Origin of the sequence: Kitasatospora sp. NPDC015120 (assembly GCF_043080305.1) — a bacterium.
In the GTDB taxonomy this organism is placed as follows: domain Bacteria; phylum Actinomycetota; class Actinomycetes; order Streptomycetales; family Streptomycetaceae; genus Kitasatospora.
Map to the genome: position 1 here is coordinate 10,840 of NZ_JBIBVJ010000001.1, position 23,799 is coordinate 34,638.

23 protein-coding genes and 1 pseudogene are annotated in these 23,799 nt (G+C 75.6%); 17 read left to right on the top strand and 7 right to left on the bottom strand.

Features of this window, described 5'->3' with window-relative positions:
- Positions 1-159 precede the first annotated feature (159 nt).
- Positions 160-357: a hypothetical protein gene (locus ACF1AK_RS00055; protein WP_391496497.1), complete on the bottom strand. Its 198-nt coding sequence runs from the start codon at positions 355-357 to the stop codon at positions 160-162.
- 189 nt (positions 358-546) lie between these two features.
- Here ACF1AK_RS00055 and ACF1AK_RS00060 point away from each other — a divergent pair, with 189 nt between their 5' ends.
- Together ACF1AK_RS00060 and ACF1AK_RS00065 are read left to right on the top strand one after the other, a co-directional pair.
- Entirely contained in the window at positions 547-792 is a 246-nt protein-coding gene (locus tag ACF1AK_RS00060) for a toxin-antitoxin system HicB family antitoxin (protein WP_344332776.1), read from the top strand.
- Complete coding sequence (locus tag ACF1AK_RS00065; protein WP_380296545.1) at positions 789-1,211, top strand: fic family toxin-antitoxin system, toxin component; 423 nt, start codon at positions 789-791, stop codon at positions 1,209-1,211. The genes ACF1AK_RS00060 and ACF1AK_RS00065 overlap by 4 nt, the downstream gene beginning before the upstream one ends.
- Positions 1,212-1,222: 11 nt before the next feature.
- On the opposite strand, the gene ACF1AK_RS00070 is transcribed toward ACF1AK_RS00065, so the two are convergent.
- The gene (locus tag ACF1AK_RS00070; protein ID WP_391496498.1) at positions 1,223-2,101 is read right to left on the bottom strand and encodes a GNAT family N-acetyltransferase; all 879 of its coding nucleotides are present in this window, start codon (positions 2,099-2,101) and stop codon (positions 1,223-1,225) included.
- Positions 2,102-2,316: 215 nt separating this feature from the next.
- Between ACF1AK_RS00070 and ACF1AK_RS00075 the strand changes: the two genes are divergently transcribed.
- The 6 genes from ACF1AK_RS00075 to ACF1AK_RS00100 all read left to right on the top strand — a co-directional run bounded on the left by ACF1AK_RS00075 (position 2,317) and on the right by ACF1AK_RS00100 (position 7,811).
- Positions 2,317-3,276 carry a RimK family alpha-L-glutamate ligase gene (locus ACF1AK_RS00075; RefSeq protein ID WP_391496499.1) on the top strand — a complete coding sequence of 320 codons (960 nt, stop codon included), beginning with the start codon at positions 2,317-2,319 and terminating at the stop codon, positions 3,274-3,276.
- A complete protein-coding gene (locus ACF1AK_RS00080; protein ID WP_391496500.1) occupies positions 3,273-4,175 on the top strand; it encodes a RimK family alpha-L-glutamate ligase in 903 nt (300 codons plus the stop codon). Before ACF1AK_RS00075 ends, ACF1AK_RS00080 begins: the two co-directional genes overlap by 4 nt.
- 52 nt (positions 4,176-4,227) lie before the next feature.
- Positions 4,228-5,058, top strand: coding sequence for a putative RNA methyltransferase (locus ACF1AK_RS00085; protein WP_391496501.1), 831 nt, complete (start codon positions 4,228-4,230; stop codon positions 5,056-5,058).
- Between the two features lie 269 nt (positions 5,059-5,327).
- Positions 5,328-6,725, top strand: coding sequence for an AAA family ATPase (locus ACF1AK_RS00090; RefSeq protein ID WP_391496502.1), 1,398 nt, complete (start codon positions 5,328-5,330; stop codon positions 6,723-6,725).
- Positions 6,722-7,114, top strand: a complete 393-nt coding sequence (locus ACF1AK_RS00095; RefSeq protein ID WP_391496503.1) for a nucleotide pyrophosphohydrolase — start codon at positions 6,722-6,724, stop codon at positions 7,112-7,114. Before ACF1AK_RS00090 ends, ACF1AK_RS00095 begins: the two co-directional genes overlap by 4 nt.
- Positions 7,115-7,259: 145 nt before the next feature.
- On the top strand, positions 7,260-7,811 hold the full coding sequence (locus tag ACF1AK_RS00100; protein WP_391496504.1) for a DUF6099 family protein: 552 nt from the start codon (positions 7,260-7,262) through the stop codon (positions 7,809-7,811).
- Positions 7,812-8,205: 394 nt separating this feature from the next.
- On the opposite strand, the gene ACF1AK_RS00105 is transcribed toward ACF1AK_RS00100, so the two are convergent.
- Positions 8,206-10,680, bottom strand: coding sequence for a Tex family protein (locus ACF1AK_RS00105; RefSeq protein ID WP_391496505.1), 2,475 nt, complete (start codon positions 10,678-10,680; stop codon positions 8,206-8,208).
- Between the two features lie 305 nt (positions 10,681-10,985).
- Between ACF1AK_RS00105 and ACF1AK_RS00110 the strand changes: the two genes are divergently transcribed.
- Complete coding sequence (locus tag ACF1AK_RS00110) at positions 10,986-11,963, top strand: aminoglycoside phosphotransferase family protein (protein ID WP_391496506.1); 978 nt, start codon at positions 10,986-10,988, stop codon at positions 11,961-11,963.
- Between the two features lie 3 nt (positions 11,964-11,966).
- Here the strand turns inward: ACF1AK_RS00110 and ACF1AK_RS00115 are convergent, their stop codons facing one another.
- Entirely contained in the window at positions 11,967-13,139 is a 1,173-nt protein-coding gene (locus ACF1AK_RS00115; protein WP_391496507.1) for an FHA domain-containing protein, read from the bottom strand.
- A gap of 153 nt (positions 13,140-13,292) precedes the next feature.
- Here ACF1AK_RS00115 and ACF1AK_RS00120 point away from each other — a divergent pair, with 153 nt between their 5' ends.
- From ACF1AK_RS00120 to ACF1AK_RS00140, 5 genes are all read left to right on the top strand, one after another.
- On the top strand, positions 13,293-14,024 hold the full coding sequence (locus ACF1AK_RS00120) for a tyrosine-protein phosphatase (protein WP_391496508.1): 732 nt from the start codon (positions 13,293-13,295) through the stop codon (positions 14,022-14,024).
- Positions 14,025-14,384: 360 nt separating this feature from the next.
- Positions 14,385-14,831 carry a hypothetical protein gene (locus ACF1AK_RS00125; protein ID WP_391496509.1) on the top strand — a complete coding sequence of 149 codons (447 nt, stop codon included), beginning with the start codon at positions 14,385-14,387 and terminating at the stop codon, positions 14,829-14,831.
- A 119-nt stretch (positions 14,832-14,950) separates the two neighbouring features.
- A complete protein-coding gene (locus ACF1AK_RS00130; protein WP_391496510.1) occupies positions 14,951-15,754 on the top strand; it encodes an ATP-binding cassette domain-containing protein in 804 nt (267 codons plus the stop codon).
- Positions 15,755-15,756: 2 nt separating this feature from the next.
- Positions 15,757-17,061: a hypothetical protein gene (locus tag ACF1AK_RS00135; protein WP_391496511.1), complete on the top strand. Its 1,305-nt coding sequence runs from the start codon at positions 15,757-15,759 to the stop codon at positions 17,059-17,061.
- On the top strand, positions 17,058-17,663 hold the full coding sequence (locus ACF1AK_RS00140; protein WP_391496512.1) for a hypothetical protein: 606 nt from the start codon (positions 17,058-17,060) through the stop codon (positions 17,661-17,663). The genes ACF1AK_RS00135 and ACF1AK_RS00140 overlap by 4 nt, the downstream gene beginning before the upstream one ends.
- A gap of 69 nt (positions 17,664-17,732) precedes the next feature.
- Here the strand turns inward: ACF1AK_RS00140 and ACF1AK_RS00145 are convergent, their stop codons facing one another.
- Positions 17,733-18,644, bottom strand: a complete 912-nt coding sequence (locus ACF1AK_RS00145; RefSeq protein WP_391496513.1) for a pentapeptide repeat-containing protein — start codon at positions 18,642-18,644, stop codon at positions 17,733-17,735.
- A 139-nt stretch (positions 18,645-18,783) separates the two neighbouring features.
- Here ACF1AK_RS00145 and ACF1AK_RS00150 point away from each other — a divergent pair, with 139 nt between their 5' ends.
- Entirely contained in the window at positions 18,784-20,400 is a 1,617-nt protein-coding gene (locus tag ACF1AK_RS00150) for a DUF2079 domain-containing protein (protein WP_391496514.1), read from the top strand.
- An 80-nt stretch (positions 20,401-20,480) separates the two neighbouring features.
- Here the strand turns inward: ACF1AK_RS00150 and ACF1AK_RS00155 are convergent, their stop codons facing one another.
- Positions 20,481-21,296, bottom strand: coding sequence for an SGNH/GDSL hydrolase family protein (locus ACF1AK_RS00155; RefSeq protein ID WP_391496515.1), 816 nt, complete (start codon positions 21,294-21,296; stop codon positions 20,481-20,483).
- Between the two features lie 207 nt (positions 21,297-21,503).
- On the opposite strand from ACF1AK_RS00155, the gene ACF1AK_RS00160 reads away from it, so the two are divergent.
- Positions 21,504-22,010, top strand: coding sequence for an aegerolysin family protein (locus tag ACF1AK_RS00160; protein WP_391496516.1), 507 nt, complete (start codon positions 21,504-21,506; stop codon positions 22,008-22,010).
- 122 nt (positions 22,011-22,132) lie between these two features.
- Here the strand turns inward: ACF1AK_RS00160 and ACF1AK_RS00165 are convergent.
- A pseudogene (locus ACF1AK_RS00165) lies at positions 22,133-22,483 on the bottom strand (winged helix-turn-helix transcriptional regulator); the annotation flags it as partial.
- A 97-nt stretch (positions 22,484-22,580) separates the two neighbouring features.
- Between ACF1AK_RS00165 and ACF1AK_RS00170 the strand changes: the two are divergent.
- Positions 22,581-23,795, top strand: a complete 1,215-nt coding sequence (locus tag ACF1AK_RS00170; RefSeq protein WP_391496517.1) for a pyridoxal phosphate-dependent aminotransferase — start codon at positions 22,581-22,583, stop codon at positions 23,793-23,795.
- Positions 23,796-23,799: the final 4 nt, after the last annotated feature.

Below are 23,799 nucleotides of genomic sequence, written 5' to 3' on the forward strand. Positions count from 1 at the left end.
CCGTTCACCCACCCGTGCGTGGGGGTGGCTAGCCGGGCGCGGGCGGGCGGGGTGGGCCCCCCCGCGCCGGTCGGGGGGCGGCGCCCGGTACGCCGGGGCCCCGCCTCCGTCCGTCGCGCGCTGCCGGTCGCCTCTCGTCGCCGGATGCCGCGGGCGGCCTCAGGGCAGGGGGTGTTCCTGTTCCCTGGGCTCGTGCGGCAGGGTGATGCCGTGCTGGGCGGCGAGGCGGACCAGTGCGGCGATCCGGCCCTCGTACGCCTGGACGCCGTCGGCGTCCCCTTCGGCCCGGGCGGCCGCGAGTTCCTCGCGGGCCCGGGCGAGCTGCTCGCGCAGCTCCTGGTCGAACATGGCTGTCATGGCCGGCCTCCACACCGGTCGGTGCCGCTCCGGGGATTGCCGGGGCACTTCAGGGTCTCCGAAGGTGAAGAACTCTTCAAGTCTCCCTCCCGGCGGGTGCCGGGCGCAGCGGCGGGCGTGCGTGGGGGTCGCGCGCGGAGGTCCCGCGCGCCCTTGTTGTGCTAGCACTTCGGCGCTAGCTTGAGGTTCATGGGTAAGAAGCAGCTGAACGTCCGGGTGGACGCCACCACCGCGGAGATGGCCCGGGAACGGGCGGAGCAGCAGGGGATCAGCATGAACCAGTACATCGAGCGCCTGGTCCAGCAGGACATGGGCGAGGCCGGGCGGGTCTTCGTCGACGCGGCCGCGCAGTTCATGAAGGAGTACGAGACGGCGTTCCTGGCCGAGTTCGGCGAGCAGCGGGGCGGGGCCGACCTCCAGGACGTGCGTCGTTGAAGCTGGAGGTCGACCTCTCGTGGCTGCTCATGACCGCCGAGCAGTACACGCCCGGTGACCCGCAGGTCACCGACTACGGATCGCTGCTGGCCGCCGTCGCCCGGCACCAGGCCGAGATCTTCGACATCTCCGTCTACCCCGAACCGCAGGACCGCGCCGCCGCGCTCATGCACCAGCTGATTCGGGTGCCGGCGCTGGAGAAGACCAACGAACTGTTCGCCACCGCCGTCGCCTACGCCTACCTGGTGGCCAGCGGCTGCACGGTGGCGACCACGGCCCGCGAGGTGCGCAGCCTCGCCCGGGCCATCCGCGAGGGGCGGCTGACCGTCTCCGGAGTGGCGGACCGGCTGGCCGCCTGGGTGGTGGACGAGGCCGAGGACGAGGAGGTCAGCGGCGAGGACGACGACGACACGGAATGAGGGGACGCCGCTCAGCCGGTCCCGGCCGGCTCGGCGATCAGCGCGGTCGCGAACGGACGGAACCCCGCCCGGCGGTAGATCCGGGCCACGTCCTCGTCGGCCGCGGACAGGAACACCGTGCGCACCCCGTGCGCCCGGGCGTGCGCGACCAGCGCCGCCGTGACCGCCTGCCCGAGCCCGCGCCGCCGCGCCGCGGGCAGCGTGCCCACGCCCGCCACCTCGGTGACCGCGCCGACCGGGTTGTGCTGCCCCGCGCAGAGCGGCGTGCCGCCCTCGAAGGCCGCGGCGAGCACCGTGTGCCCCGAGGCGATCCGTTCCGCGATCCGCTCCGCGGTGCCGTCGGACCCCAGCACCTGGGCCTTCGCCGCGAGTTCCGCCGCCCCGGCGCCGCCCACCCCGGTGCCCGGCTCCTCGAACGCCAGGTGCGGGACGGCCACCGCGTGCGCGAGCGCCGGATCGTCGGCGGCCAGCACCCGCACCGACACCCCCTGCGGCACGGCGCCCGGGGCCCGCGTGACGTCCTGCCGGGCGTCCAGCACCAGGAGCGGGTGCTCGTGCACCGCCAGCCCCGCCTCCTCCACCGCCGCGCGCAGCAGCGGATCGTGCTCCGCCACCCACTCGAAGGCCTCCGGCAGCCCCAGCTCGCGCTGGCGTGCCAGCACCCGGCGGACGTCCCCGGCGGTGGCGGCCGGGCCCCGGTGGCCCAGCGCCGGGCGCGCGTAGTACGGCCAGCCGGCGCCCTCGCGCACGAACAGGCTGAGCGGGCCGAAGTCCTCGACGCGCGCGGCGGCCCGCGGGACCGCGTCGTAGTAGCGCTCGATCTCCTGGAGGAGATCCGGGTCGGGCCCGGCGGCGGAGAGGTCGTCGGCGGCAAGATCGTCAGAGGTCACGCCGTGCATCCAAGCAGGCCCGGCCCCCTCCTGCCAGGCCCGGGGCATCCGGCGGGCACCCGCCGGGCCCGGGCATTTCCGTGCGATTGTTGCCGAACGCTTACAGGCCGGGCGATCTTGTGTGCGGACCCCATGACATCCTGGGGCCTTTACAGCTCTGCCGGACGGGAACGGCGGACGTCCGCGCTGGGCGAAGCGAGGGGGATGACTGGGTCATGAGGCTCTGCTTTCTGGTGGAGGAGCACTACCGGCACGACGGCATGCCGCTCGACGTCGTACGCCAACTCACCGCGTGGGGGCACCGGGTGGACGTGCTGCGCCCCGGCGACTCGCTGATGGCGATCTCCGAGGCGGTCCGCGCCGGAAGCCACGACGCCTGGGTGCTCAAGACCGTCTCCGGCGGGCCCGGCCTCACCCTGCTGGAGGCCGCCGCCGCCGTCGGCCTCACCACCGTCAACGACGTCCGCTCGATCCGCGGCGTCCGCGACAAGGCACTCGCCTCGGTCATCGCCCGCACCCGCGGCCTGCCCGTCCCCGTCACCTACGCCGCCGCCCGCTGGGAACGGCTCGCCGAGATCCCGGCGGCCGAGTACCCCCTGGTCGTCAAGCCCGCCGACGGCAGCTCCGGGCGGGCCGTGCGGCTCGTCCGCGACCCCGGGCACCTCGCCGAAGTCGGCCCGCTGCTCGCCGGCGAGGGATTGCTCATCGCCCAGCCCTACGTGCCCAACTCCGGCACCGACCTCAAGGTGTACTGCGTCGACGGCGAGCTGTACGCCACCGAGCGCTGCTCGCCGCTCAACCCCGGCCAGGGGGTGAGGGAACGGCAGGTGCCGCTGCCGGCCGAGGTAGCGCGGATCGCCGCGCAGGTCGGCGAGGTGTTCGGACTCGACCTGTACGGCGTCGACGTGCTGCTCGGCCCGGACGGGCCGGTGGTCGTCGACATCAACGACTTCCCGAGCTTCCGGAAGGTCCCGGACGCCGTCGCACGGGTCTCCCGGGCGGTCCTGCGGCTGGCCCGCACCGGCACCGCGGTCACCGCACCGCCCGTGGCGCTGGACGCCTCCGGACTGGACGCGGTCGGGCTCGGCGCACGGGCCGTGCGGATGCCCGCCCAGGGCGGCGGCGCGGCCGCCGGGCTCGGCGTCGGCGGCGTGGGCGTCGGCGGCGCGCTGTGAGGATCGGCCTGATCACCTCCGCCCCGGACCATCCGCTGCTCGCCGCGGCCGGCGCGCTGCTGACCGCGCGCGGCCACCGCGTCGAGGCGCTCGACCCGGCGCACCCGCCCGCCGCGGACGACGCGCCGCCCGCCGACGTCTACCTGCTCAAGGCCCGCACCCCGGCGGCCCTCGCACTCGCCCGGTCACTGGAGGAACGCGGCGCCCCCGTCGTCAACCCGGCCGCCGCCACCGCCCTGTGCCAGGACCGCACCGCCATGGCCGGCCTCGCCCGGCGGGCCGGCCTGCCCTTCGCCCCCACCCGCACCGCCGGCAGCCCCGCCGCCCTGCTCGCCGCCGCCGAGGCGGGCGACCTCGTCCTCCCCCTGGTCGTCAAGAGCCGGCACAGCCGCCGCGGCGACCTCGTCGCCCGCGCCGACGACCTCGCCCGGCTGCGTGCCCTCGCCGACCAGTGGCCCGGCGAGGCCGTCGTCGCCCAGCCCTACCTGCCGAGCACCGGCTGGGACCAGAAGCTCTGGGTCGTCGCCGGGCAGCTGTTCTGCACCCGGCGGCGCTCCGAACTCGCCGACCCCGGCCCCACCCTGCCGCCGCACGGCGCGGACGCGTTCGGGCCGCACGACCTGCCCGCCGAGCGGGCCCGGCTCGCGCTGCGCGTCGGCGAGGTCTTCGGCCTCGACGTCTACGGCGTCGACCTGCTGGACGGCCCGCACGAACCGGTCGTCGTCGACGTCAACGCCTTCCCCGGCATCCGGGGGCAGGCCGGCGCGCCCGAGGCACTGGCCGCGCTCGCCCTGCGGGCCGCCGAGGCGGGCCGGCCGTCCCCGCCTGCCCCGCCCGCCCTCCCCGGCCCGCGCGAGGGCGACCCGGCGGATGCGGAACCGGACGCCGCCGCTCGTTAGGCTGGCACCCCCGGCCGGAGCCCACGACCGGGCCGCGAAAGAAGACGGACCCTTGCTGCAGGACATCGAGCCCTACCTGGCCTGCCCGCACTGCGCGCAGCCGCTCACCCTCGACGGGCGCACCCTGCGCTGCCCCGCCGGCCACAGCCACGACGTCGCCCGACAGGGCTACGTCAGCCTGCTCGCCGGCGACGCCCACACCGGCACCGGCGACACCGCCGAGATGGTCGCCGCCCGCAGCGACTTCCTCGCCGCCGGCCACTACCGGCCGATCGCCGACGCCCTCGCCGAGGCCGCCGCGGCCGCCCACCCCGAAGGGCTCGTCGCCGACCTCGGCGCCGGCACCGGCCACTACCTCGCCCACGTCCTCGACGCCCTGCCCGGCCGGCCCGGCGCCGCCCTCGACATCTCCAAGTACGCGCTGCGCCGCGCCGCCAGGGCCCACCCCCGGATCGGCGCCGTGGTCTGCGACGCCTGGCGCCCGCTGCCGCTGCTCGACGCCTCTGCCGGGCTCGTCCTCAACGTGTTCGCGCCGCGCAACGGCCCCGAGCTGCGCCGCGTGCTGCGGCCCGGCGGCACCCTGCTGCTGGTCGCGCCGACCTCGCGCCACCTGCGCGAACTCGTCGCCGGGCTGGGGCTCCTGTCGGTCGACGAGGAGAAGCAGCGGCGCATCGACGAGAAGCTCGGCCCCTACCTGACACCGGCCGGGCAGCGCGAGGTCGAGTTCACGCTGCGGCTGTCCGCCGAGGACGTGCGGACCGTGGTCGGGATGGGGCCGAGTGCCTGGCACACCGATCCGGTCCGGCTGGCGGAACGGCTCGCCGCGCTGCCGGAGCCGGTCGAGGTGACGGCGTCCGTCACCGTGGCGGCCTACCGGCGCTGAACCGGGGCGCCCGGCCGGGGCTCCGACCAGGGCCTCCCCGGGGCTCCGGCCGGCCCGGACCGAGGCGCGCCCCGGCCGTCGACCGGGGCGCCCGCCGGCCGTGGACCGGGGCTCCGACCGGCACCGGAGCGGGCCCGCGCGGCGCCGAGCCGGGCCCGCGCTCCGGTGGGCGGCGCGTGCCCGGCCCCGTGCGCCGTCGCCACCCCGATGGGATGAATCTGCCGGGCAGGCACGTTTCTGCCCCCCGACCGGCCGCTAACGTCCCACGGGTGAACCGCGACGCCACCCGGCCCGCCGTGCCGGCCCACCCGCAGCAGCGCAGTCCGGACCCCGGCGTGCCGACCGTCCGGCGCCCGATCGTCGAGGAGATCCGCCTCACCTCGTTCAAGTCCTACCGGCGCGCGAGCCTGTCGCTCGCGCCCCTCACCGTGCTGCACGGCCCCGCCGGCGTCGGCAAGTCGAATGCCCTCGACGCCCTCGCCGTCCTCTCCCGGCTCGCCCTCGGCGAGGAGATCGGCGCCTCCCTCGACGGACGGCCCGGCACCACCGGCCCCCTCGCCAAACCCGTGCGCGGCGGCCTCGACGGCTGCGTGCCGCACGGCCGCAACGCCCTCATCCTCGGCTGCACCGTCCGCTCCCCGGACGGGCCGATCGGCCTCGAACTCGTCATCCGCACCGACGGGCCGGTCCGCATCGCCCGGGAGAAGCTCACCCTCGACGGGCAGACCCTCGTCGAGACCGGCGAGCAGGACGTGCGCAAGGGCCGCGTCAACGTCAGCTGGCACAACGACACGCGCCAGGGCGACATCCGCGCCCCCTTCCCCAGCGGCACGCTGATCACCGCCCAGATCCCGCTGCGGGTCGCCGGCTCCTCGCCGGGCGAGCGCAAGGTCCTCGCCGCCGCCGAACAACTCCTCACCGCGCTGCGCGAGGTCTTCCCCGTCCACCCCGTGCCCGCCCTGATGCGCGGCTGGGCCCGCCCCGACCCGCAGGCCCGGCTGCTCAGCACCGCCGCCAACATCTCCGCCGTCATCGCCCGGCTCAGCAACGAGTGCACCCGCCGCTACGGGCAGCTGCTGCGCGTCGTCCAGTCCGCCGCCCCGCACCCGCTGCTCGGCCTCGACCTCGCCCACCGCGGCAGCGGAGCCGAGCAGCGGGTGCTCGCCGTGTTCGACGAGGGACTCCTCGGGCGCACCGGCGCCGACCAGGCCTCCGACGGGATGCTGCGCCACCTGGCGTTCGCCGCGGTGCTGCTCACCGGCGCCGGGGTGCTGGACCTCGACGTGGCCGCCGAGGTGCCGTGGGCGCAGCGGCAGCTCACCGTGCTCGCCGACGACCTCGGGGCGGGGCTCGGCACCGACCAGACCGCGTCGCTGCTGCGGCTCGCCCGGGACATGGCGGGGCGCAACCAGCTGCGGGTGCTGGCCACGCTCCAGGAGCCGGCCGCGGCGCGGGACGCGCTGGGCGCTGCGGGCGAGTTGCCCGCGGGGGCGGCGGTGGTGGAGTGCCGGCGCGATCCCGGTTCGGGGCTGACGGTGCTGCGGCCGGAGACGGCGCGGGTGCCGGCCCAGGCGGTGCGGGACGTTTCCGCGGCCTCGTCGCCGCCGCCGTCGCCGTCGTCGGCGGTCCGTCCGGTGGCCGATGATGCGGTAGACCTGGACGGGTGAACGAACGAGAGACGGAAGACCTCGCCCCCACCCTGGAAGAGCTGCGGCAGCGGCTGGTGGACTTCGCCGCCGCCCGCCGCTGGGAGCCCTTCCACACGCCCAAGAACCTCGCCGCGGCGCTGACCGTGGAGGCGGGTGAGCTGCTGGAGATCTTCCAGTGGCTCACGCCCGAGCAGGCGTCCGCGGTGATGGCCGACCCCGACCGCGCCCACCGGGTGCGGGACGAGGTGGCCGACGTGCTCGCCTACCTGCTGCAGTTCTGCACGGCGGTGGGGGTCGATCCGCTGCCGGCCCTCGCGGCCAAGATCGAGCGGAACGAACTGCGCTTCCCGGTCCCCGGCGCTCCGGCCGCCGGGGACGGCGGCGTCAACCCGGAGGGCGTCTCCTAGGCCTTGTGAGGGACAGGACCTGTCCACACCCCCCGGGTTGTCCACAGGTTTCCCGTCCCCGCGTGCGGGCCCTTCCGTCCCGGCGCACTCTCTCACCGTGACCGCACGGCAGGGCGCCGCGCGAGTGACGGAAGGAGGGCGCGGCATGGAGGCGCTGCGACTGATCAAGACCGCCCGGCACGCCCTGGCGGAGACCAGGAACATCCCGGATGTGCTGGCCGAGGCCCGGCAGGCGGCCCTGCTCGCCGAGGCGGTGGGCGCCCGGCTCGTGCGGGACGAGGACGGTGAACTCGCCGGTCTCGGGCAGCAGTTGTCCGAGGCGGCGCTGCACGCCGTGTGCTGCCTGGACCATGCGACCGGGGATGTGGCGGGGGCGTCGGCCTTCGGGCCCGGCAGCCGGGCCCGAAGGCTCGGTGACCTCGGCGAGCTCGGGCCGATGCTGGACGAACTCGGCGGGCTGCTGAGGGACATCGGGGAGACCCTGGTCGTGCTGGCCTGCGGGGCGGACACCGAGAGCCTCTACTGGGCGTGCATCGACGGCGTCGACGCCGGGGCGGAGTGCACCCAGCTGGTCGGCGAACTGCGGGACGCCGTGCGGCGGATCGCGGGCGAGCGCCCGGAGGAGGCGGAGGACGGGCTGCTGGTGTTCCAGCTCGACCCGCCGACGGAGGAGGTGGTTCCGACGCCGGTGGCGTGAGGGGCGGCGAGTGGTTCCTGGACGGTCGGCGCCGCCGTCCAGTGGCCTCTCTCCGCAGTGGTGGCAGCCGGACGCGGCCCCACCACTGCACTCAACCAGGGCACAGGGGCATTGGGGCACTGGGGCACAGGGGCACTGCCCACCACCCGACGCGGTCGTGGCGCGTCGGTGCCGTGGGACAACTGGACAGCGGGGCAGCGGGAACGGGAGCGGGTGGGAGCGGGAAGGGCGGAGGGAGGGGAGGGGGAGGGGGGAGGGGGGCGGGGGGGGGGGGGGGGGGCGGGGGGGGGGCCGGGGGGGGCGCCCCCCCCCCCCCCCCCCCCCGCGGGGGGGGGGGGGGGGGGGGGGGGGGGGGGGGGGGGGGGGGGGGCCCCCCCGCCCCCCCCGCGGCTGCTCAGCGCCGTCCGGACCGGCGGTCCGCGGAGCGGCGGTCGTCCGACGGCCCGCCGCCGGCCAGTCCGGCCCGGCGCAGCGCGTCCGCCATGGCGCTGTTGCCCAGCGGCGCCGAGCCGCCGGAGCCGCCCCGGTCACGGTCGCGGCGGTCCTGGCCGCGCCCGCCGCCCTGACCGCCCTGGCCGCCCTGGCCGCCGCGGCGCTCCTGGCGCGGCGGGCGGGCCTGCCGGTCGCCACCGCGGCCGCCGCCCTCGCCGCCGCGGCCCACCTCGTCGTCCAGCCGCAGGGTGAGCCCGATCCGCTTGCGCGGCACGTCCACCGAGGTCACCCGGACGGTCACGATGTCGCCCGGCTTGACCACCTCGCGCGGGTCCTTGACGAAGTTCTTCGACAGCGCCGACACGTGCACCAGGCCGTCCTGGTGGACGCCCACGTCGACGAAGGCGCCGAACGCGGCCACGTTGGTGACCACGCCCTCCAGCACCATGCCGACCTCCAGGTCGCCGATCTTGTCGACGCCCTCCTTGAAGGTCGCGGTGCGGAACGCCGGGCGCGGGTCGCGGCCCGGCTTGTCCAGCTCGCCGAGGATGTCGGTGACGGTCGGGACGCCGAAGGTGTCGTCGGCGAAGTCGCCCGGGCGCAGGGTGCGCAGCTTCCCGCTGTTGCCGATCAGCTCGCGCAGCTCCCCGCCGGTCGCGGCGAGGATCCGACGCACCACCGGGTACGCCTCCGGGTGCACGCTGGAGGCGTCCAGCGGGTCGTCGCCGTCCGGGATGCGCAGGAAGCCCGCACACTGCTCGAAGGCCTTCGGACCGAGCCGGGACACGTCCTTCAGCGCCTTGCGGGTGCGGAACGGGCCGTTGGCGTCACGGTGGGCGACGATGTTGTCCGCGAGCGTGCCGGTGATGCCGGAGACCCGGGTGAGCAGCGGGGCGGAGGCGGTGTTGACGTCCACGCCGACCGCGTTGACGCAGTCCTCGACGACGGCGTCCAGCGAACGGGAGAGCTTCACCTCGCTCAGGTCGTGCTGGTACTGGCCGACCCCGATCGACTTGGGGTCGATCTTGACCAGCTCGGCCAGCGGGTCCTGCAGCCGGCGGGCGATCGAGACCGCACCGCGGATCGACACGTCGAGGTCCGGCAGCTCCTGCGAGGCGAAGGCGGACGCCGAGTAGACGGAGGCGCCGGCCTCGCTGACCATCGCCTTGGTGAGCTTCAGCTCCGGGTGGCGCTTGAGGAGGTCCTCGGCGAGCTTGTCGGTCTCCCGGGAGGCGGTGCCGTTGCCGATCGCCACCAGGTCGACGCCGTGCTTCCTCGCCAGCGCGGCCAGGGTCGCCAGCGCGGCGTCCCACTTGTTGGCGGGCTGGTGCGGGTAGATCGTGTCGTGGGCGACCACCTTGCCGGTGGCGTCCACCACCGCGACCTTCACACCGGTGCGGAAGCCCGGGTCCAGGCCCATGGTGGCGCGGGTGCCGGCCGGGGCGGCGAGCAGCAGGTCCCGCAGGTTGGCGGCGAAGACGCGCACCGCCTCGTCCTCGGCCTCGGCGCGCAGCCGGCCGCGCAGGTCGATGCCGAGCCGGACCAGGATGCGGGTGCGCCAGGCCCAGCGGACGGTGTCGCCGAGCCACTTGTCGGCCGGGCGGCCGTGGTCGGCGATGCCGAAGCGGGCGGCGATCCGCTGCTCGTAGTCGTTGGCGCCGGGCAGGTCACCGGCCTCCTCGCCGTCGTACGGGGACAGGTCGAGGTCCAGCACCTCCTCCTTCTCGCCGCGCAGCATCGCCAGGATGCGGTGCGAGGGGAGCTTGGTGAACGGCTCGGCGAAGTCGAAGTAGTCGGCGAACTTCGCGCCCTCCTGCTCCTTGCCCTCGCGGACGGTGGCGACCATCCGGCCGCGGGTCCACATCCGCTCGCGCAGCGAGCCGACCAGGTCGGCGTCCTCGCCGAACCGCTCGACCAGGATCGCCCGCGCCCCCTCCAGCGCGGCCGCAGCGTCGGCCACCGACTCGTTGAGGTAGCCCGCCGCCAGCGCCGCCGGGTCCTGCGCCGGGTCGGCGAGCAGGGTGTCGGCCAGCGGCTCCAGCCCGGCCTCGCGGGCGATCTGCGCCTTGGTGCGCCGCTTCGGCTTGAACGGCAGGTAGATGTCCTCCAGCCGCGCCTTGGAGTCGGCGGCCAGGATCCGCCCGCGCAGCGCGTCGTCCAGCTTGCCCTGCGCCTCGATCGACTCCAGGACGGCGGTGCGCCGCTCCTCCAGCTCCCGCAGGTAGCGCAGCCGCTCCTCCAGGGTGCGCAGCTGCGCGTCGTCCAGCGAGCCGGTGACCTCCTTGCGGTAGCGGGCCACGAACGGCACCGTCGCGCCGCCGTCCAGCAGCTCGACCGCCGACTTCACCTGTCCCTCGCGGACGCCCAGTTCCTCGGCGATCTTCCGCTCGATCGCCTGCTGGGCCTGCTGGGCCGCCTGTTCGACTGGCGTGGTCACGAAGCCGGTCACCTTCTTCAGAGTTGCTGTCCGTACCCCCGCATTCTCGCAGCAACCCCCGACACCGCACCCCGCCCCCACCACCCCGGGCGTGGCGCGCCGGGCGGCCGCGGCGGGCCCGGCGAGGGTCCGGCGCCGGTGCACGACCGGCCCGGATCCGTCGCCCGGCGGCGGCTCCGGCCGGCGCCGGCGCGATCCCGAGCGCCCCCCGCGAAACCCAACGCCCCCGTGAAATCCTCCCTTTCCCACCCTGGTGTTCGAAATCCGCCTGAGCGCGGGCCCCGTCGCGGCGTACAGTGCCGGGCATGTGCGCAGCCGCTCGGACGCCCGACCACCTGCACGACGACGACCATCCGTACGACCAGTTGCCCGGCCCTCTGCACGACCCCCTGCACGACCGTCTGCACGACGAAGAACCGGCCATCGACACCGGTCTGGTGAGGCGGCTGATCGCCGCCCAGTTCCCGCAGTGGAAGGGCCTTCCGCTCACCCCGGTCGGGTTCGCGACCACGGACAACGCGATGTTCCGGCTCGGCCCCGAACTCGCCGTCCGCCTCCCCCGGGCCGCCTGGGCCGCCGGGAACCTCGGGCGCGAGCAGTACTGGCTCCCCCGCCTGGCCCGGCAGCTTCCGGTTCCCGTCCCGACGCCGGTCGGCCAGGGCCGGCCGACCGTCGGCTATCCCTGGAGCTGGTCGGTGCTGCGCTGGCTGGACGGCGCCAACCCCGTCCCCGGATCGATCCCCAACCCCGTCCAACTCGCCCACGACCTCGCCGGCTTCCTCACCGCCCTGCGCTCCGCCGACGTGGGCCCGCGGGCCCCGGCCGCGCTGCGCTCCGGACCGCTGGCCGGTCGCGACGCCGCCACCCGCGCGGCCATCGGCCGGCTGCGCGGGGTGATCGACACCGAGACGACGACCGCCCTGTGGGACAAGGCGCTGCGCCTGCCCGAACCCACCGGACCGGCCGTCTGGGTGCACGGCGACCTGAGCCCCGGCAACCTCCTGGTCACCGGCCAACGCCTCTCCGCCGTCCTGGACTTCGGCCTGCTGGGAACCGGTGACCCGACCGTCGACCTGCTGCCCGCCTGGAGCCTGCTGCCGCCCTCCGCCCGCCAGGCCTTCCGCTCCGCCCTGGCCGTCGACGACGCCACCTGGGAACGCGGCCGGGCCTGGGCGCTCTCCCTCGCCCTCGTCCAACTGCCCTACTACCGCACCACCAACCCGCCGCTGGCCGCCAACGCCCGGCACATCGTCCGGGAGGTCCTGGCGGACCGCAGCGTCTGAGCGTCAGACGAAGCGGGTCGGTTCGGCGGCGCCCGGCAGCGGGGGGCGAGCCGCCTCCGCCTGCCAGGCGCCGGCCAGCTCGGCCGGGAAGCGGCGGCCGCTGCGGGTCAGCACCAGCCCGGGCGTCAACTCGACCTCGTCGCCCGGGCGGAACGGCCGGTCGGTGCCCGGCGGCAGCCGTTCCCACGGGCCCAGGTGGCCGCGCCGCCCCGCCACCCGCAGCCGGCTGCCGTACGTGCTGGTGTCCCGCACCGTCACCGCGCCGCCGCGCACCGACACCTCCAGGTGCCGGCGGCTGACCAGGGCCGCCCGTTCGGCCGGGAGCAGGCCGAGCAGCGCGATGCCGCCCTCCGCCGTCCCGGGCGCCCGGCCGACCGCCGTGCGGGTGCCCTCGTCCAGGGTGCACCGGGCCACGCACTGTCCGTCCAGCACCACTTTGACCTGTGCGGCGCCGGGCCGGGGGCCGTCGTCGAGCAGCGGAACCCCGTGCAACTCGCAGGTGGGCACGCCGCGGCGCATCCGCGGCAGCATCACCCGCCCGCCGCGGTGCACGCTGTACAGGGTGCACCGGGCGTCGGGGCAGCGCCAGGCCCGTCCGACCACCTCGACCAGCGGCTTGCGGCCGGCCGTCAGCAGGCCCTGCTTCTTCAGCGCCGACAGCTCCATCTTCTTGGAGATCTCGGCGCCGGTGCGGTAGCCCATGTCCAGCGGCACCAGCCGCACGGTGCCCCGCCCGGCCGCCTCCGGGCGCAGGAACTGCCAGGTGTTGCCCTGGATCCACGGGTACTCGATCCGGTGGTCGTCGTAGTGGTCGGCGGTGATCACCTGGATCCCGGTCATGCCGGCGATCTCCAGCACCCGCTCGTCGGCGTCGGGCACCTCCTCCACCAGCCCCTCGGCCACCCAGCGCGCCAGCGTCCGGGCGTCCGCCTCCTCGGCGAACTCCCGCCGCCCGCCCAGCAGGCTGCGGTCGGCGACGCAGTAGACCGCCACGCGCCGGTCCCCGGTCAGCCGCACCAGCGCGTCCACCACCAGCCCCAGCCGGTGCAGCGAGCGCGGCGCCGTGCCGCCGAAGTCGGTCCGCCGGACGACGTTGGAGAGCTCCACCAGGTAGTCCGCCCGGTCCGCGGACGTGGCGAGGTTGCGGTCGAGGGCGCGGTCGGGGCTGTGCTCCATGGGGCCTCCGTGCGGTCGGACGTGCACGGGCCGCGCCGGACGAACCGTCCCGGCGTCCCGTCACAACGGTTCCATCATCACCCAGGCCGCCCCTTGCCGGGGCGTGCCGGGGAACCCCCCTTGCTCCGTCAACGCTCCCAGTAGGGTGCGAACATGACACGGCACATCGAATTCGAGGGCCCGCACAACTTCCGCGACCTGGGCGGCTACCCGGCCGCCGACGGGCGGGCGGTCCGCTGGGGCCTGCTGTACCGCTCGTCCTCGCTCGGCAGGCTCGCCTCGGCGGCCGACCTCGAACGGTTCCGGGCGCTGGACATCGGCACCGTGATCGACCTGCGCCACCCCTGGGAGGTCGAACGCCGGGGGCGGATACCGCAGCTGGACGGCGTCGCGTACCACAACCTCTCGATCGAGCACCGGCCGTACGACCAGGCCGAGATCGACCCGGGGCTCGACCCGTGGCGGTACCTGGCGGACCGGTTCGGCGAGGTGGCCGAGGACGGCGTCGCGGAGATCCGCGCCGTCCTGGAGCTGATCGCGGAGGCCGAGCGGCCGGTGGTCTTCCACTGCGCCGCCGGCAAGGACCGCACCGGGCTGATCGCCGCCCTGGTGCTCACCCTGCTCGGCGTGGGCGAGGACGACGTGGCCGCGGACTTCGCGCTCACCGAGCTCGTGACGGCCCGGCTGGTGACCGACTGGCGCGCCGCCAACCCGGGGCGCACACTGCGCTGGCCCGCCTTCGGGCGCGCGCCGGAGGAGGTGATCCAGCTCGCGCTCGCGGATCTGACCGCCGCCCACGGCTCGGTGCACGCCTACGTCACCGGCAAGGTCGGCCTCGACGCGGCACTGGTCGGCCGGCTGCGGGACCGGCTGCTGACGGCCTAGCCGGGGGCGTCGAGAACCGGCCAGCACCATACCGGAACGACAATCGCACGAAAAAGAAACCGATCGGCCGGCAGACCGCCAATGGACAGGGCTGATCGGAATTCGGCGGAAAATTCCAGGGAAAGACAATGCCCGGCGAATTCCGATCAGCCCCTTGCCAAGCCCCGACACCTCGGCCTCGACCTGCCGAATGGCCGGAAAAAATGGTGCTGAGCGCCTGTTCGTGCACGCTAAGGTCATTTCCGCGACGGCTCGTCCGATCGGGTGACCGCGACCGTTCCGGTCGGACCTCCGCTCGTTTCCTTTCGCCTGCATGACCCCGCCCCGCACGGCGGTGTCACCGAAACGATCGGACGGAACATGCACGCAGAGAACCGCACCGGCCGCCCCCGCCGCCCCCGCCGCCCCCGCCGCCCCCGCCGCACGCTCGTACGGGGAATCCTGGTCGCCGCCGCACTCATCGGCGTCACCGGCGCCGGCCCCGCCCTCGCCGAGGGCTCCTGGACGTCCCACATCAGCGGCTGGGGCCCCGGATCGGAGTCACGGCGCTGGGCCGACAGCGACCGCGACGACGTCGCCACCACCGTGACCTTCCAGGGCTGCGTGACCGGCAACAACGACTTCAAGGACGCCGACCTCCAGCTCTACAAGGACGTCTTCGGCCCCGACAAGGCCTACGGCCACCGGTCCAACCACTGCGACACCTCCGGCTGGGGCGACCAGAGTTCCGGCGACTACTACTTCACGCTGGAGGGCGTGCGCAGCGGCGCCAAGCTCTGGGTGGACACCGTCACCACCCGGTACTGACCCCGCCCGTGACCGACCCCGCCCGGTGCCGACCCCGCCCGGTGCCGATCCGGCCCGTCCGCCCCCGCCCGCCGGCCCCAGCCGCACCCCCCTTCCGAGCGAAATGCGTCGACCCCGCCATGGCCCTTGAGTTCCACCGCATCGACTTCCAGTACAGCCGGAAGACCCTCCTGTTCACCGGCCTCGATCTGCGGATCGACCACCCGGCCACCGTCCTGCTCGGCCCCAACGGCGCCGGCAAGTCCACCCTCATGGCGCTCGCCGCCTCCCAGCTGAGCCCGCGCCGGGGGCTGGTCACCTGGCGCGGCGTCAACCCGGCGGCGGGCGGCGGCGACCGGGCCGCCTACCGGCGCGCGGTGGCCTGGCTGCCCCAGCAGATCACCCCCGTCCCCGGGCTCACCGTGCGCGAACAGGTGGCGTACTGCGGGTGGTTGAAGGGCATGTCGCGCACCGCCGCCTGGCAGGCCTCGGCCGCCGCGCTCGCCCGGGTCGGCCTCTCCGGGCTCGCCGACCGGGCCGGCCACCAGCTCTCCGGCGGCCAGCTGCGCCGGATGGGCATTGCCGGCTGCCTCGCGCACCACAGCGAACTGATCCTGATGGACGAGCCCACCGCCGGGCTCGACCCCACCCAGCGCGCGGTGTTCCGCTCCCTGGTCGAGGAGTTGACCAGCGAGGTGAGCGTGCTGGTCTCCACCCACCAGACCGAGGACCTCGCCGGGACCTACCGGCAGGTGGTGGTGCTCGACCGCGGCCGGGTCCGTTTCCAGGGCGCCACCGAGGAGTTCCACGCCCTGGCGCCCGGCGGCCGGCTCCCCGGCTCCGACGGCGGCTCCGACGGCGGCTCCGGCGGCGGCTCCGGCGGCGGCTCCGGCACGCGCAGTGCCGAGGCCGCCTACGCGAGCCTGATCGAACGGGAGACCTGACCATGCTGCTGCGCACCGTACTGCGGGTCTCGGCCGGTACCCGGACGCTGCCGTTCCTGCTCGGCTTCGTCCTGGTCGCGCTCGGCGACGAGCTGACCGCCTGGGTCACCCCGGCCTACGGGCTCGCCGCCGCCGGACACGCCAGCCTGGCGCTGCCGTTCGCCTGCGCCGCCTGTGCGGCCTGCGGCGCGTGGGAGGGCGCGCGGCTGCACCGGGGCCGGGTGTTCAGCCGCTCGCCGGTCCGCTCCGCGCCGGCCATCACCACACCGGTGCTGCTGCCCGTCGCCGCGATGGGCGGGCTCGGCATGGCCGCCGCGCTCGGCACCGCCGCACTGGCGGGCGGCACCGTGGACGGCGTCCCGCAGCCCGGCCCGCTCGCCGTCTGGGCCGGGCTGCTGCTCGCCAACACCCTGGTCGGCTCGGTCGTCGGACGGGTGCTGGCGCCGGTGGTCGCCGTCCCGCTCGCGCTGGCGGGAAGCTTCGTGCTGAACGCCTACCCGGCCGCGTTCGACACCTACTGGCCCCGGCACCTGGTCGGCGGCGGGCTGTCCGACTGCTGCGCCGTGGACCAGGTGCTGGACGGACGGGCGGTGACGGGCTCACTGGTCTTCTCCGGCGCGGTCTGCGCGGCCGCCGTGCTGCTGATCCGCCGGCGCGGCACCCCGCTCGCCGTCGCCGCCGCGCTGGCCGTCACCGCGGGCGGCATCGCGGCGGGCGGCTGGACGGCCCGCGACCTCGGCCCCGAACCGGTGCGGGCCCGGTCCGCCGCCGCGCTGGTCTGCGACGGCGGGCGACCGCGCGTCTGCCTCTGGCCCGAGCTGGGCGGCACCCGGTCGGCCGTGGTCCGCGGCGAGGTCCGGCGGATCACCGGCAACCTGGCCTGGTACGGCGTCGCCGTTCCGGAGGCGTTCACCATGGCCGCCCGGCCCGGACCGGGCGAGGCCAAGCTCGGCGTCCCGACCGACGCCCGGGCGCAGGACGTCGCCCCCGCCGTGGCCGGCGGCCTGCTCCCGCGCGCCCCGGACTGCGCGCTCCGCGGCGACCCCTACCCGGCGGCGGTCGCCGCGGGCACGGCCACCGCCTGGCTCACCGCCCGGGCCGGGCCGGGCGGGACCACCGTGCCCCCGGCCGGCGTCGGTGGCCGCTTCACCGAGGACGACGCCGCCCGCGCCGCCCGGCTGCTCCGGCTGCCCGACGGGAGCCAGCTCGCCTGGTACCGCGCCACCGTGGCGGCCCTGGCCGACTGCGGCACCCTGCCCCCGCCGCTCCCGCGCACCGGGACGGCCTCCGACGGGGGTGAGCGGTGACCTGGTGGTGCAAGGCGCGCGCCGTCCCGCTGCTCGCGGCCGTGCTCGCCGGGACCTTCGCCGTCGGCCTGCTGTGCGGGGACGGCGAGCTGCCGGTGCCCGCCCTGCACGGACAGGCCGGGCACTTCCTGCTCGCCCACGTGCTCACCCTGCTCCCGGCGGTGTTCCTGCTCCACGGGCTGGGCCGGGGCGACCTGCGCACCGAATCGGTCGCCGGGCGGTTCCTGCGCGGCCTCGATGCCGGGCTGGCGCTCGCCCTCGCGACCGGCGGGACGGCCTGCGGCGGCCTGGCCCGTGCGGCCGGCTGCGGGGCGCTCGCCCTCGTCCTGGCCCGCAACATCGCCGGCTACCTCGGCCTCGCGCTGCTGTTCCACCCGCTGGTCGGCCACCGCCCGGCCGCCGCCGCGCTCGCCGCCGTCCCGCTGCTCTGCTCGGCGGCGGGCTGGTACCCGGACGGCCGCCCGCAGCCGTGGGCCTGGCCGCTCCATCCGGCCGGCTCCCCGACGGCACTCGCCGCCGTCACCCTGCTGCTGCTCGCCGGCACCGCCTGCACCCTGCTCCGCCGGCCTCCGCCCACCACGCCGCACCTGCGGGCCGGTTGAACGCACCCCGGCCCGCCCGGCACCCGCCCGGTCAAGCTGCGGCCCCCGCGCCCTCCGCGCCGCGGCGGCTCAGCGGCGCCGGGGCCTGCCGGGGCGGCCGCCACCGCGGGCGCCGCCCTGCGGCTTGCGCGGCCCGCGCGCGCTGCCGCCGCCGGGGGCGGCCGCGTCGGCGGTCTCGGGCCAGTGCGCCGGGCGCCGCAGGCCCGCCGGGAGGCGGGTGGCGGCGTCGCCGCGGGCCGCGTTGAGCTGCGCCTGGGTGAGGAACAGCGCCTCGGTGAGGTCGGCGCCCGCCAGGTTGGCGTCCCGCAGGTCCGCGCCGACCAGGTCGGCGAGCCGCAGATCGGCGCCGGCCAGGTCCGCCGCGACCAGCAGCGCGCCGCGCAGATTGGCCCCGCGCAGGTCCGCCCCGCGCAGCCGGGCGCCGAACAGGTCCGCGCCCCGGTGCTCCCGCCGGCGCGGCACGGCGGCCCGGACCAGCTCGCTCGCCCTGAGCAGCAGCTCGGCCACCGCCTGCCGGTGGGCGGGCACGTCGATCGCCAGGATCTCCTCCGCGGTCCCGCCGGCCAGCCGCTCGGTCTCCTCCAGCGCCCGGCGCAGCTCCCCGTGCACGGAGCGGGCCGGGGCGAAGGTGAGCGCCTCGGTGAGGTACCAGAGCAGTTCGTGCAGCTGCCGCACCACCGGGAACACCTCGGCCATCGCGCCCGCGTTCTCCGGGGCCTCGCGCCAGCTGCGCCCGCCGAAGGTGACCTGGGAGACGTGCTGACCGGCCCCGAAGCAGTCGTACACCGTGCAGCCGGGGAAGCCGCTGTCCCGCAGCCGCTCGTGGATGCCGCAGGTGAAGTCGGTCCGCAGATTGCGGCAGGCGCTGCCCGCGGCCTTGTTCACGGCGAAGTCGGCGCCGGCCGCGAAGGGCAGCGCGACGCAGCACAGCCCGAAGCAGTTCCCGCAGTCGGAGACGAGGTTGAGGCCCGGGACGCTCACGATGCTGTTGTTCCTCCGGTACGACGGTCCAGTGCGGTGGTGCAGCTGTAGAGCGTACCGACAAGCCCCCGCGCAGCCGTCGGTTAGTGTGGTCGGCCGAGCACGAGCAGACCCGGCGCACCAGTGGAGGAACCAAGGCATGTCCCGGCACGACGTGGCGCCGTACCCGGACACCGAGGGCACCGAGCGGCCCGCCGCCGGGCAGCCGGCCGCCCTCCGCCTCCCGCCCCGCGCCCGCACCGTCGCCTTCACCCTGCTCTGCTTCGCGGTCTGCCTGGCGATCGCCGCCCAGCAGTGGACCACCCTCCAGCTCGGCGGCTTCGACCTCGGGATCTTCGACCAGGGCGTGCGCGGCTACGCGCACTTCGGTCTGCCGGTCTCCACGCTGAAGAGCTACCACCACGCGTTCCCGCCCGGCTTCTCGCTCCTCGGCGACCACTTCTCGCCGGTGATCGCACTGATGGCACCGCTCTACTGGCTCTGGGACGACCCGCGCTCGCTGCTCCTCGGCCAGGCGCTCTGCTTCGCCGCCGGCGTGCCGCTGATCCGCCGGATCACCGACCGCTGCTTCGCCGACGCCGACCCCCGCACCGCGCGCCGTGCCGCGGACCTCGCCGCCCTCGCCCACGGGCTGGGCTGGCCGCTGCTGGTGGCCTCGCGCGGCGGGTTCCACGAGGTGGCGTTCGCCGTCCCGCTCACCCTGCTGATGCTGGAGCGCGGCATGGCCCGGCAGTACTGGGCGTCCGCGCTGGCCGGTCTGCTGCTGTGCTGCACCAAGGAGGACATGGGCCTGACGGTCGGCGCGTACGGCCTGGTGCTGCTGCTGCGGGCGCGCCGGGAGCCGGACCCCGGCCGTCGCCGGCCGGCCGTCCGCTGGGGCCTGGGCCTGCTGCTGGGCGGCCCGCTCGCCGCGGCGGTGGCGATCGCGAAGCTGGTCCCGGCGATGGGCGGGGCGCCCGGCTACTACTGGAACTACAAGGCGCTGGGCGAGGACGGCGGCTCGGCGGTCGCCCATGTGCTCGCCGACCCGACCCTCCTGGTCTCGGCGTCCTTCGACGCCCCGCTGAAGCCGCTGCTGCTGCTCTGGATCTTCGGCACCCTGTTCCTCCTGCCGCTGCGCTCCGCCACCGTGCTGCTCGCCGTGCCGCTGCTCGCCGAGCGGGTGCTCTCCAGCAACCCGAACCACTGGTCGGTCGCCCGCCACTACGACGCCTTCCTCTGGCCGATCCTGCTGGTCGCCGCGGTGGAGGTGCTGGGCCGCTGCCACGACCGCGCGCTGACCCGCCGGCTCGGCGTGGCGGCGGCCGCCGTGACCGTCGCGGCCGCGCTGCCGCTCGGGGTGGCCAACCTGTTCGTGCCGGCCTACTGGCAGCCGAAGACGAGCGAGGCGGCGCTGCTGCGCGGCGCGGCGCTGGTCCCGGACGGCGCCTCCGTCGAGGCGGACAACCAGGCGGCGCCCCGGCTGACCGCCCGCGCCGACGTGGTGCTGGTCGACGAGACGCCGCGCGGACGCGCGTACGTGCTGATCCGGGCGGACAAGCGGTCCTTCCCGTTCCGGACCGACCGGGAGCAGGCGGCCCGGATCGAACTGCTGCTGGCGCACGGGTACCGGACGGTCTGGTCGCAGGACGGCGTGTACCTGCTGCACCGGGAGGGCACCGAGCCGGTCCCGGGCGAGCGGGTGCCCGGCCCGGACTCCACCCCGTACCAGGACGAGGTGCCGTCGGACGTCGGCCACAACCTGTTCCGCGGCTGACGCCCGCCGCCGGGGCGGGTGCCGGCCGCGGGCCCCGTCCCGGCCCTCGTCCCGGCCAGGGTCCGGTCCCGGCCCTCGTCTCAGCCCTCGTACGGCAGCAGGTCCACGCGCTTGGGCGCCCGGCCGTCGCCGGAGGAGCGGCCGGTGAGGCGGCGGCCGATCCAGGGGCCGAGGTGGGTGCGGGCCCAGCGGGCGTCGGCGGCCAGCTTCTCGCCGCGGGTCGGCGGGGCGGCGGCCGGCAGCGGCGCGCGCCAGTCGAAGCCGGCGGGGCGGCCGAGCGCCTCCAGGACGGCCTCGGCGACCCGGCGGTGTCCCTCGGGCGAGAGGTGCAGCCGGTCCTCCGCCCAGAGCCGGCGGTCGTCGAAGCAGGGCGCGGAGAAGAGGTCCACCACGGCGATGCCCGGGTCCTGGGCGAGCTCGTGCACGAAGGCCTTCATCCGCAGGATCGCCGGGAGCAGCCGGGCCGAACCGGCCATCCGCCGGGTCGGGTCGGTACTGGTGAACATGACGACGGTGGCGCCGGTGGCGCGCAGCCGGGCGGCGGAGGCGCCGAGGAGCTCCTCGACCCGGGCGATGTCGCAGCGCGGCCGCAGCACGTCGTTGAGCCCGCCGGCCAGGGTGACCAGCTCGGCGCCCATGGCGGCGGCGTCCTCCACCTGCTCGTCGTGGATCTGGCCGATGAGCTTGCCGCGGACGGCGAGGTTGGCGTACCGGAAGCCGCCGGCGGGGTGGTCGGCGGCGAGCCGGGCGGCCACGCGGTCGGCCCAGCCCCGGAACTGGCCGTCGGGCAGCAGGTCGTCGCACATGCCCTCGGTGAAGGAGTCCCCGACGGCGACGTAGCTGGCGAAACTGGCGCAACCGCGGACGGCGGTGGGCGTGTTCTCGGTGTTCTCCATGGCCCGACGATCGTACGCGCGCGGACGGCGACGCGGTCCGGCGGCCTCGCCATCCGGCTCCGGCCCCACCGGCACCACGGGGATCAACGGCCACGGCAAGCAGACGCCGATCCACCGTTTATCGGCGCCGGGCAGAGTGGGACCCGTCGGGAGGACACGAGGCCCGGCCCGAGCAGCACGACACCACAGCCACATCGGGGGAACCACATGAACAGCACCAGCCGCCCGCGCGCCACCGCGGTCACCCTGGCCGCCGCGGCCGCGCTGACGGCCGGCCTGGCGGGGACGGCCTCGGCCGCCCCGACCACCGACCGCACCACCACGGCCACCACCGCCACGGCCACCACCGCCGCCCGCAGCACCACCGTCCGGCTCTCCAACTGGACCGGCTGCACGCTCACCCGGGAGTCCTGGGAGCTGAGCCACGGGATCTGGAGCCACGAGCCGCCGGAGCGGATCGCCGACCAGCAGCGGGGGAGCTGGTCCTCGGAGTCCGAGGGATTCGCGACCGGCACCGAGGGGTTCGCGCAGTTCTACGCGGAGAACTGCGCGAACCCCGTCCTCAACGGGCGTCTGGTGCGGGTGCACTGGAACAACCCGTACGTCGGCTCGAACAGCTACGACTGGGCCGGCAGCGACCTGAAGTTCCACGTCAGCAAGGCCGGCGGCGCGGGCAACAACGCCACCGTCGACTTCTCGGCGTGGGGTGTCTGATCCCCTGACACCCCCAGGACCCCGGGCCGCGGCACGGCGCCTCCCACACGGGCGCCCCGCCGCGGCCCGGCCGCGTTCCGCTCCGGTCAGACCCCCACCGGCTCCTCCACGCCGCCGGTGACCCAGTGCGTGCGCACGGCGTCGGTCGGCCGCTGCTCCCCCAGCGCGTCCAGCCCCCAGACGCCGAGCGCCGCCACGACCGGCCGCAGCTCGGCGCCGCGCGCGGTCAGCGCGTAGACGGTGGCGTTGGCCGGCCGTTCGAGGCGGCGGCGCTCGACGACGCCCTCGCTCTCCAGCTGCTTGAGCCGCGCGGCGAGGATGTCGGTGGAGACGCCGGGCAGGTCGGCGTGCAGGTCGGTGTAACGGCGCGGACCGGCCAGGAGTTCACGGACGATCAGGAGGCTCCAGCGCTCCCCCACCGCGTCCAGGGCGCGGGCGACGGCGCAGTACTGGTCGTAGCTTCGGCGTGACATGTGGATCAGCATAGCCAAGAGGTTGGACTTTCCAAGTGCCTACTTGGTAGAACAAAGCGACCAGGATCGACGCGGGGTGACGGTCGGGAGGCCGCAGATGGAGTTTCGGCAGTCCAGCAAGCTGAATGACGTGTGCTACGAGATCCGCGGCCCGGTGGTCGACCAGGCCAACGCGCTGGAGGAGGCCGGGCACAGCGTGCTCCGGCTGAACACCGGCAACCCGGCCACGTTCGGCTTCGAGGCGCCGGAGGAGATCCTCCAGGACATCATCCGCAACCTCCCCCGGGCGCACGGCTACAGCGACTCGCGCGGCATCCTGCCGGCCCGCCGCGCGGTCGTGCAGTACTACCAGCAGCGCGGCGTCGAGGGCGTGACCGTCAACGACGTCTACCTCGGCAACGGCGTCTCCGAGCTGATCCAGATGGCCGTCACCGCCCTCGTCGACGACGGCGACGAGGTGCTCGTCCCGATGCCCGACTACCCGCTGTGGACGGCGGTGGTCCGGCTGGCCGGCGGCAAGGCGGTGCACTACGCCTGCGACGAGGGGGCGGACTGGTTCCCCGACCTCGACGACATCGCCGCGAAGATCACCGCCCGCACCAAGGCGATCGTGGTCATCAACCCCAACAACCCCACCGGCGCGGTCTACCCGAAGGAACTGCTGGAGGGCATCCTCGACCTCGCCCGCCGCCACCAGCTGATGGTGCTGGCCGACGAGATCTACGACAAGATCCTCTACGACGGCGTGGAGCACCACTGCCTGGCCGCCCTGGCCGACGACGTGCTCACCCTCACCTTCAACGGCCTCTCCAAGTCCTACCGGGTGGCCGGCTTCCGCAGCGGCTGGCTGGTCGTCTCCGGCCCCAAGCAGCACGCGAGCGACTACCTGGAGGGCCTCACCATGCTCTCCGGCATGCGGCTGTGCCCCAACGTGCCCTCCCAGTACGCCGTCCAGGCCGCACTCGGCGGCCACCAGTCCATCAACGACCTCGTCCTGCCCGGCGGCCGCCTCGCCGAACAGCGCGACGTCGCCTTCCGGGCCCTCAACGAGATCCCCGGCGTCAGCTGCGTCAAGCCCCGCGGCGCGCTCTACGCCTTCGCCAAGCTCGACCCGGCCGTCCACCGGATCGTCGACGACGAGCGCTTCGTCCTGGACCTCCTGCTCCGCGAGAAGATCCACGTCGTCCAGGGCACCGGCTTCAACTGGCCCCGCCCCGACCACTTCCGCTTCGTCACCCTCCCCCGCGCCGACGACCTGGAGACGGCCATCAACCGCATCGGCCGCTTCCTCGCCACCTACCGCCAGACCTGACCGC

Coding starts and splice junctions, on each gene's coding strand:
- ACF1AK_RS00055 (WP_391496497.1), bottom strand. CDS start 357: ATGACAGCCATGTTCGACCAGGAGCTGCGCGAGCAGCTCGCCCGGGCC.
- ACF1AK_RS00060 (WP_344332776.1), top strand. CDS start 547: ATGGGTAAGAAGCAGCTGAACGTCCGGGTGGACGCCACCACCGCGGAG.
- ACF1AK_RS00075 (WP_391496499.1), top strand. CDS start 2,317: ATGAGGCTCTGCTTTCTGGTGGAGGAGCACTACCGGCACGACGGCATG.
- ACF1AK_RS00100 (WP_391496504.1), top strand. CDS start 7,260: ATGGAGGCGCTGCGACTGATCAAGACCGCCCGGCACGCCCTGGCGGAG.
- ACF1AK_RS00110 (WP_391496506.1), top strand. CDS start 10,986: ATGTGCGCAGCCGCTCGGACGCCCGACCACCTGCACGACGACGACCAT.
- ACF1AK_RS00115 (WP_391496507.1), bottom strand. CDS start 13,139: ATGGAGCACAGCCCCGACCGCGCCCTCGACCGCAACCTCGCCACGTCC.
- ACF1AK_RS00120 (WP_391496508.1), top strand. CDS start 13,293: ATGACACGGCACATCGAATTCGAGGGCCCGCACAACTTCCGCGACCTG.
- ACF1AK_RS00125 (WP_391496509.1), top strand. CDS start 14,385: ATGCACGCAGAGAACCGCACCGGCCGCCCCCGCCGCCCCCGCCGCCCC.
- ACF1AK_RS00130 (WP_391496510.1), top strand. CDS start 14,951: ATGGCCCTTGAGTTCCACCGCATCGACTTCCAGTACAGCCGGAAGACC.
- ACF1AK_RS00135 (WP_391496511.1), top strand. CDS start 15,757: ATGCTGCTGCGCACCGTACTGCGGGTCTCGGCCGGTACCCGGACGCTG.
- ACF1AK_RS00150 (WP_391496514.1), top strand. CDS start 18,784: ATGTCCCGGCACGACGTGGCGCCGTACCCGGACACCGAGGGCACCGAG.
- ACF1AK_RS00155 (WP_391496515.1), bottom strand. CDS start 21,296: ATGGAGAACACCGAGAACACGCCCACCGCCGTCCGCGGTTGCGCCAGT.
- ACF1AK_RS00160 (WP_391496516.1), top strand. CDS start 21,504: ATGAACAGCACCAGCCGCCCGCGCGCCACCGCGGTCACCCTGGCCGCC.
- ACF1AK_RS00170 (WP_391496517.1), top strand. CDS start 22,581: ATGGAGTTTCGGCAGTCCAGCAAGCTGAATGACGTGTGCTACGAGATC.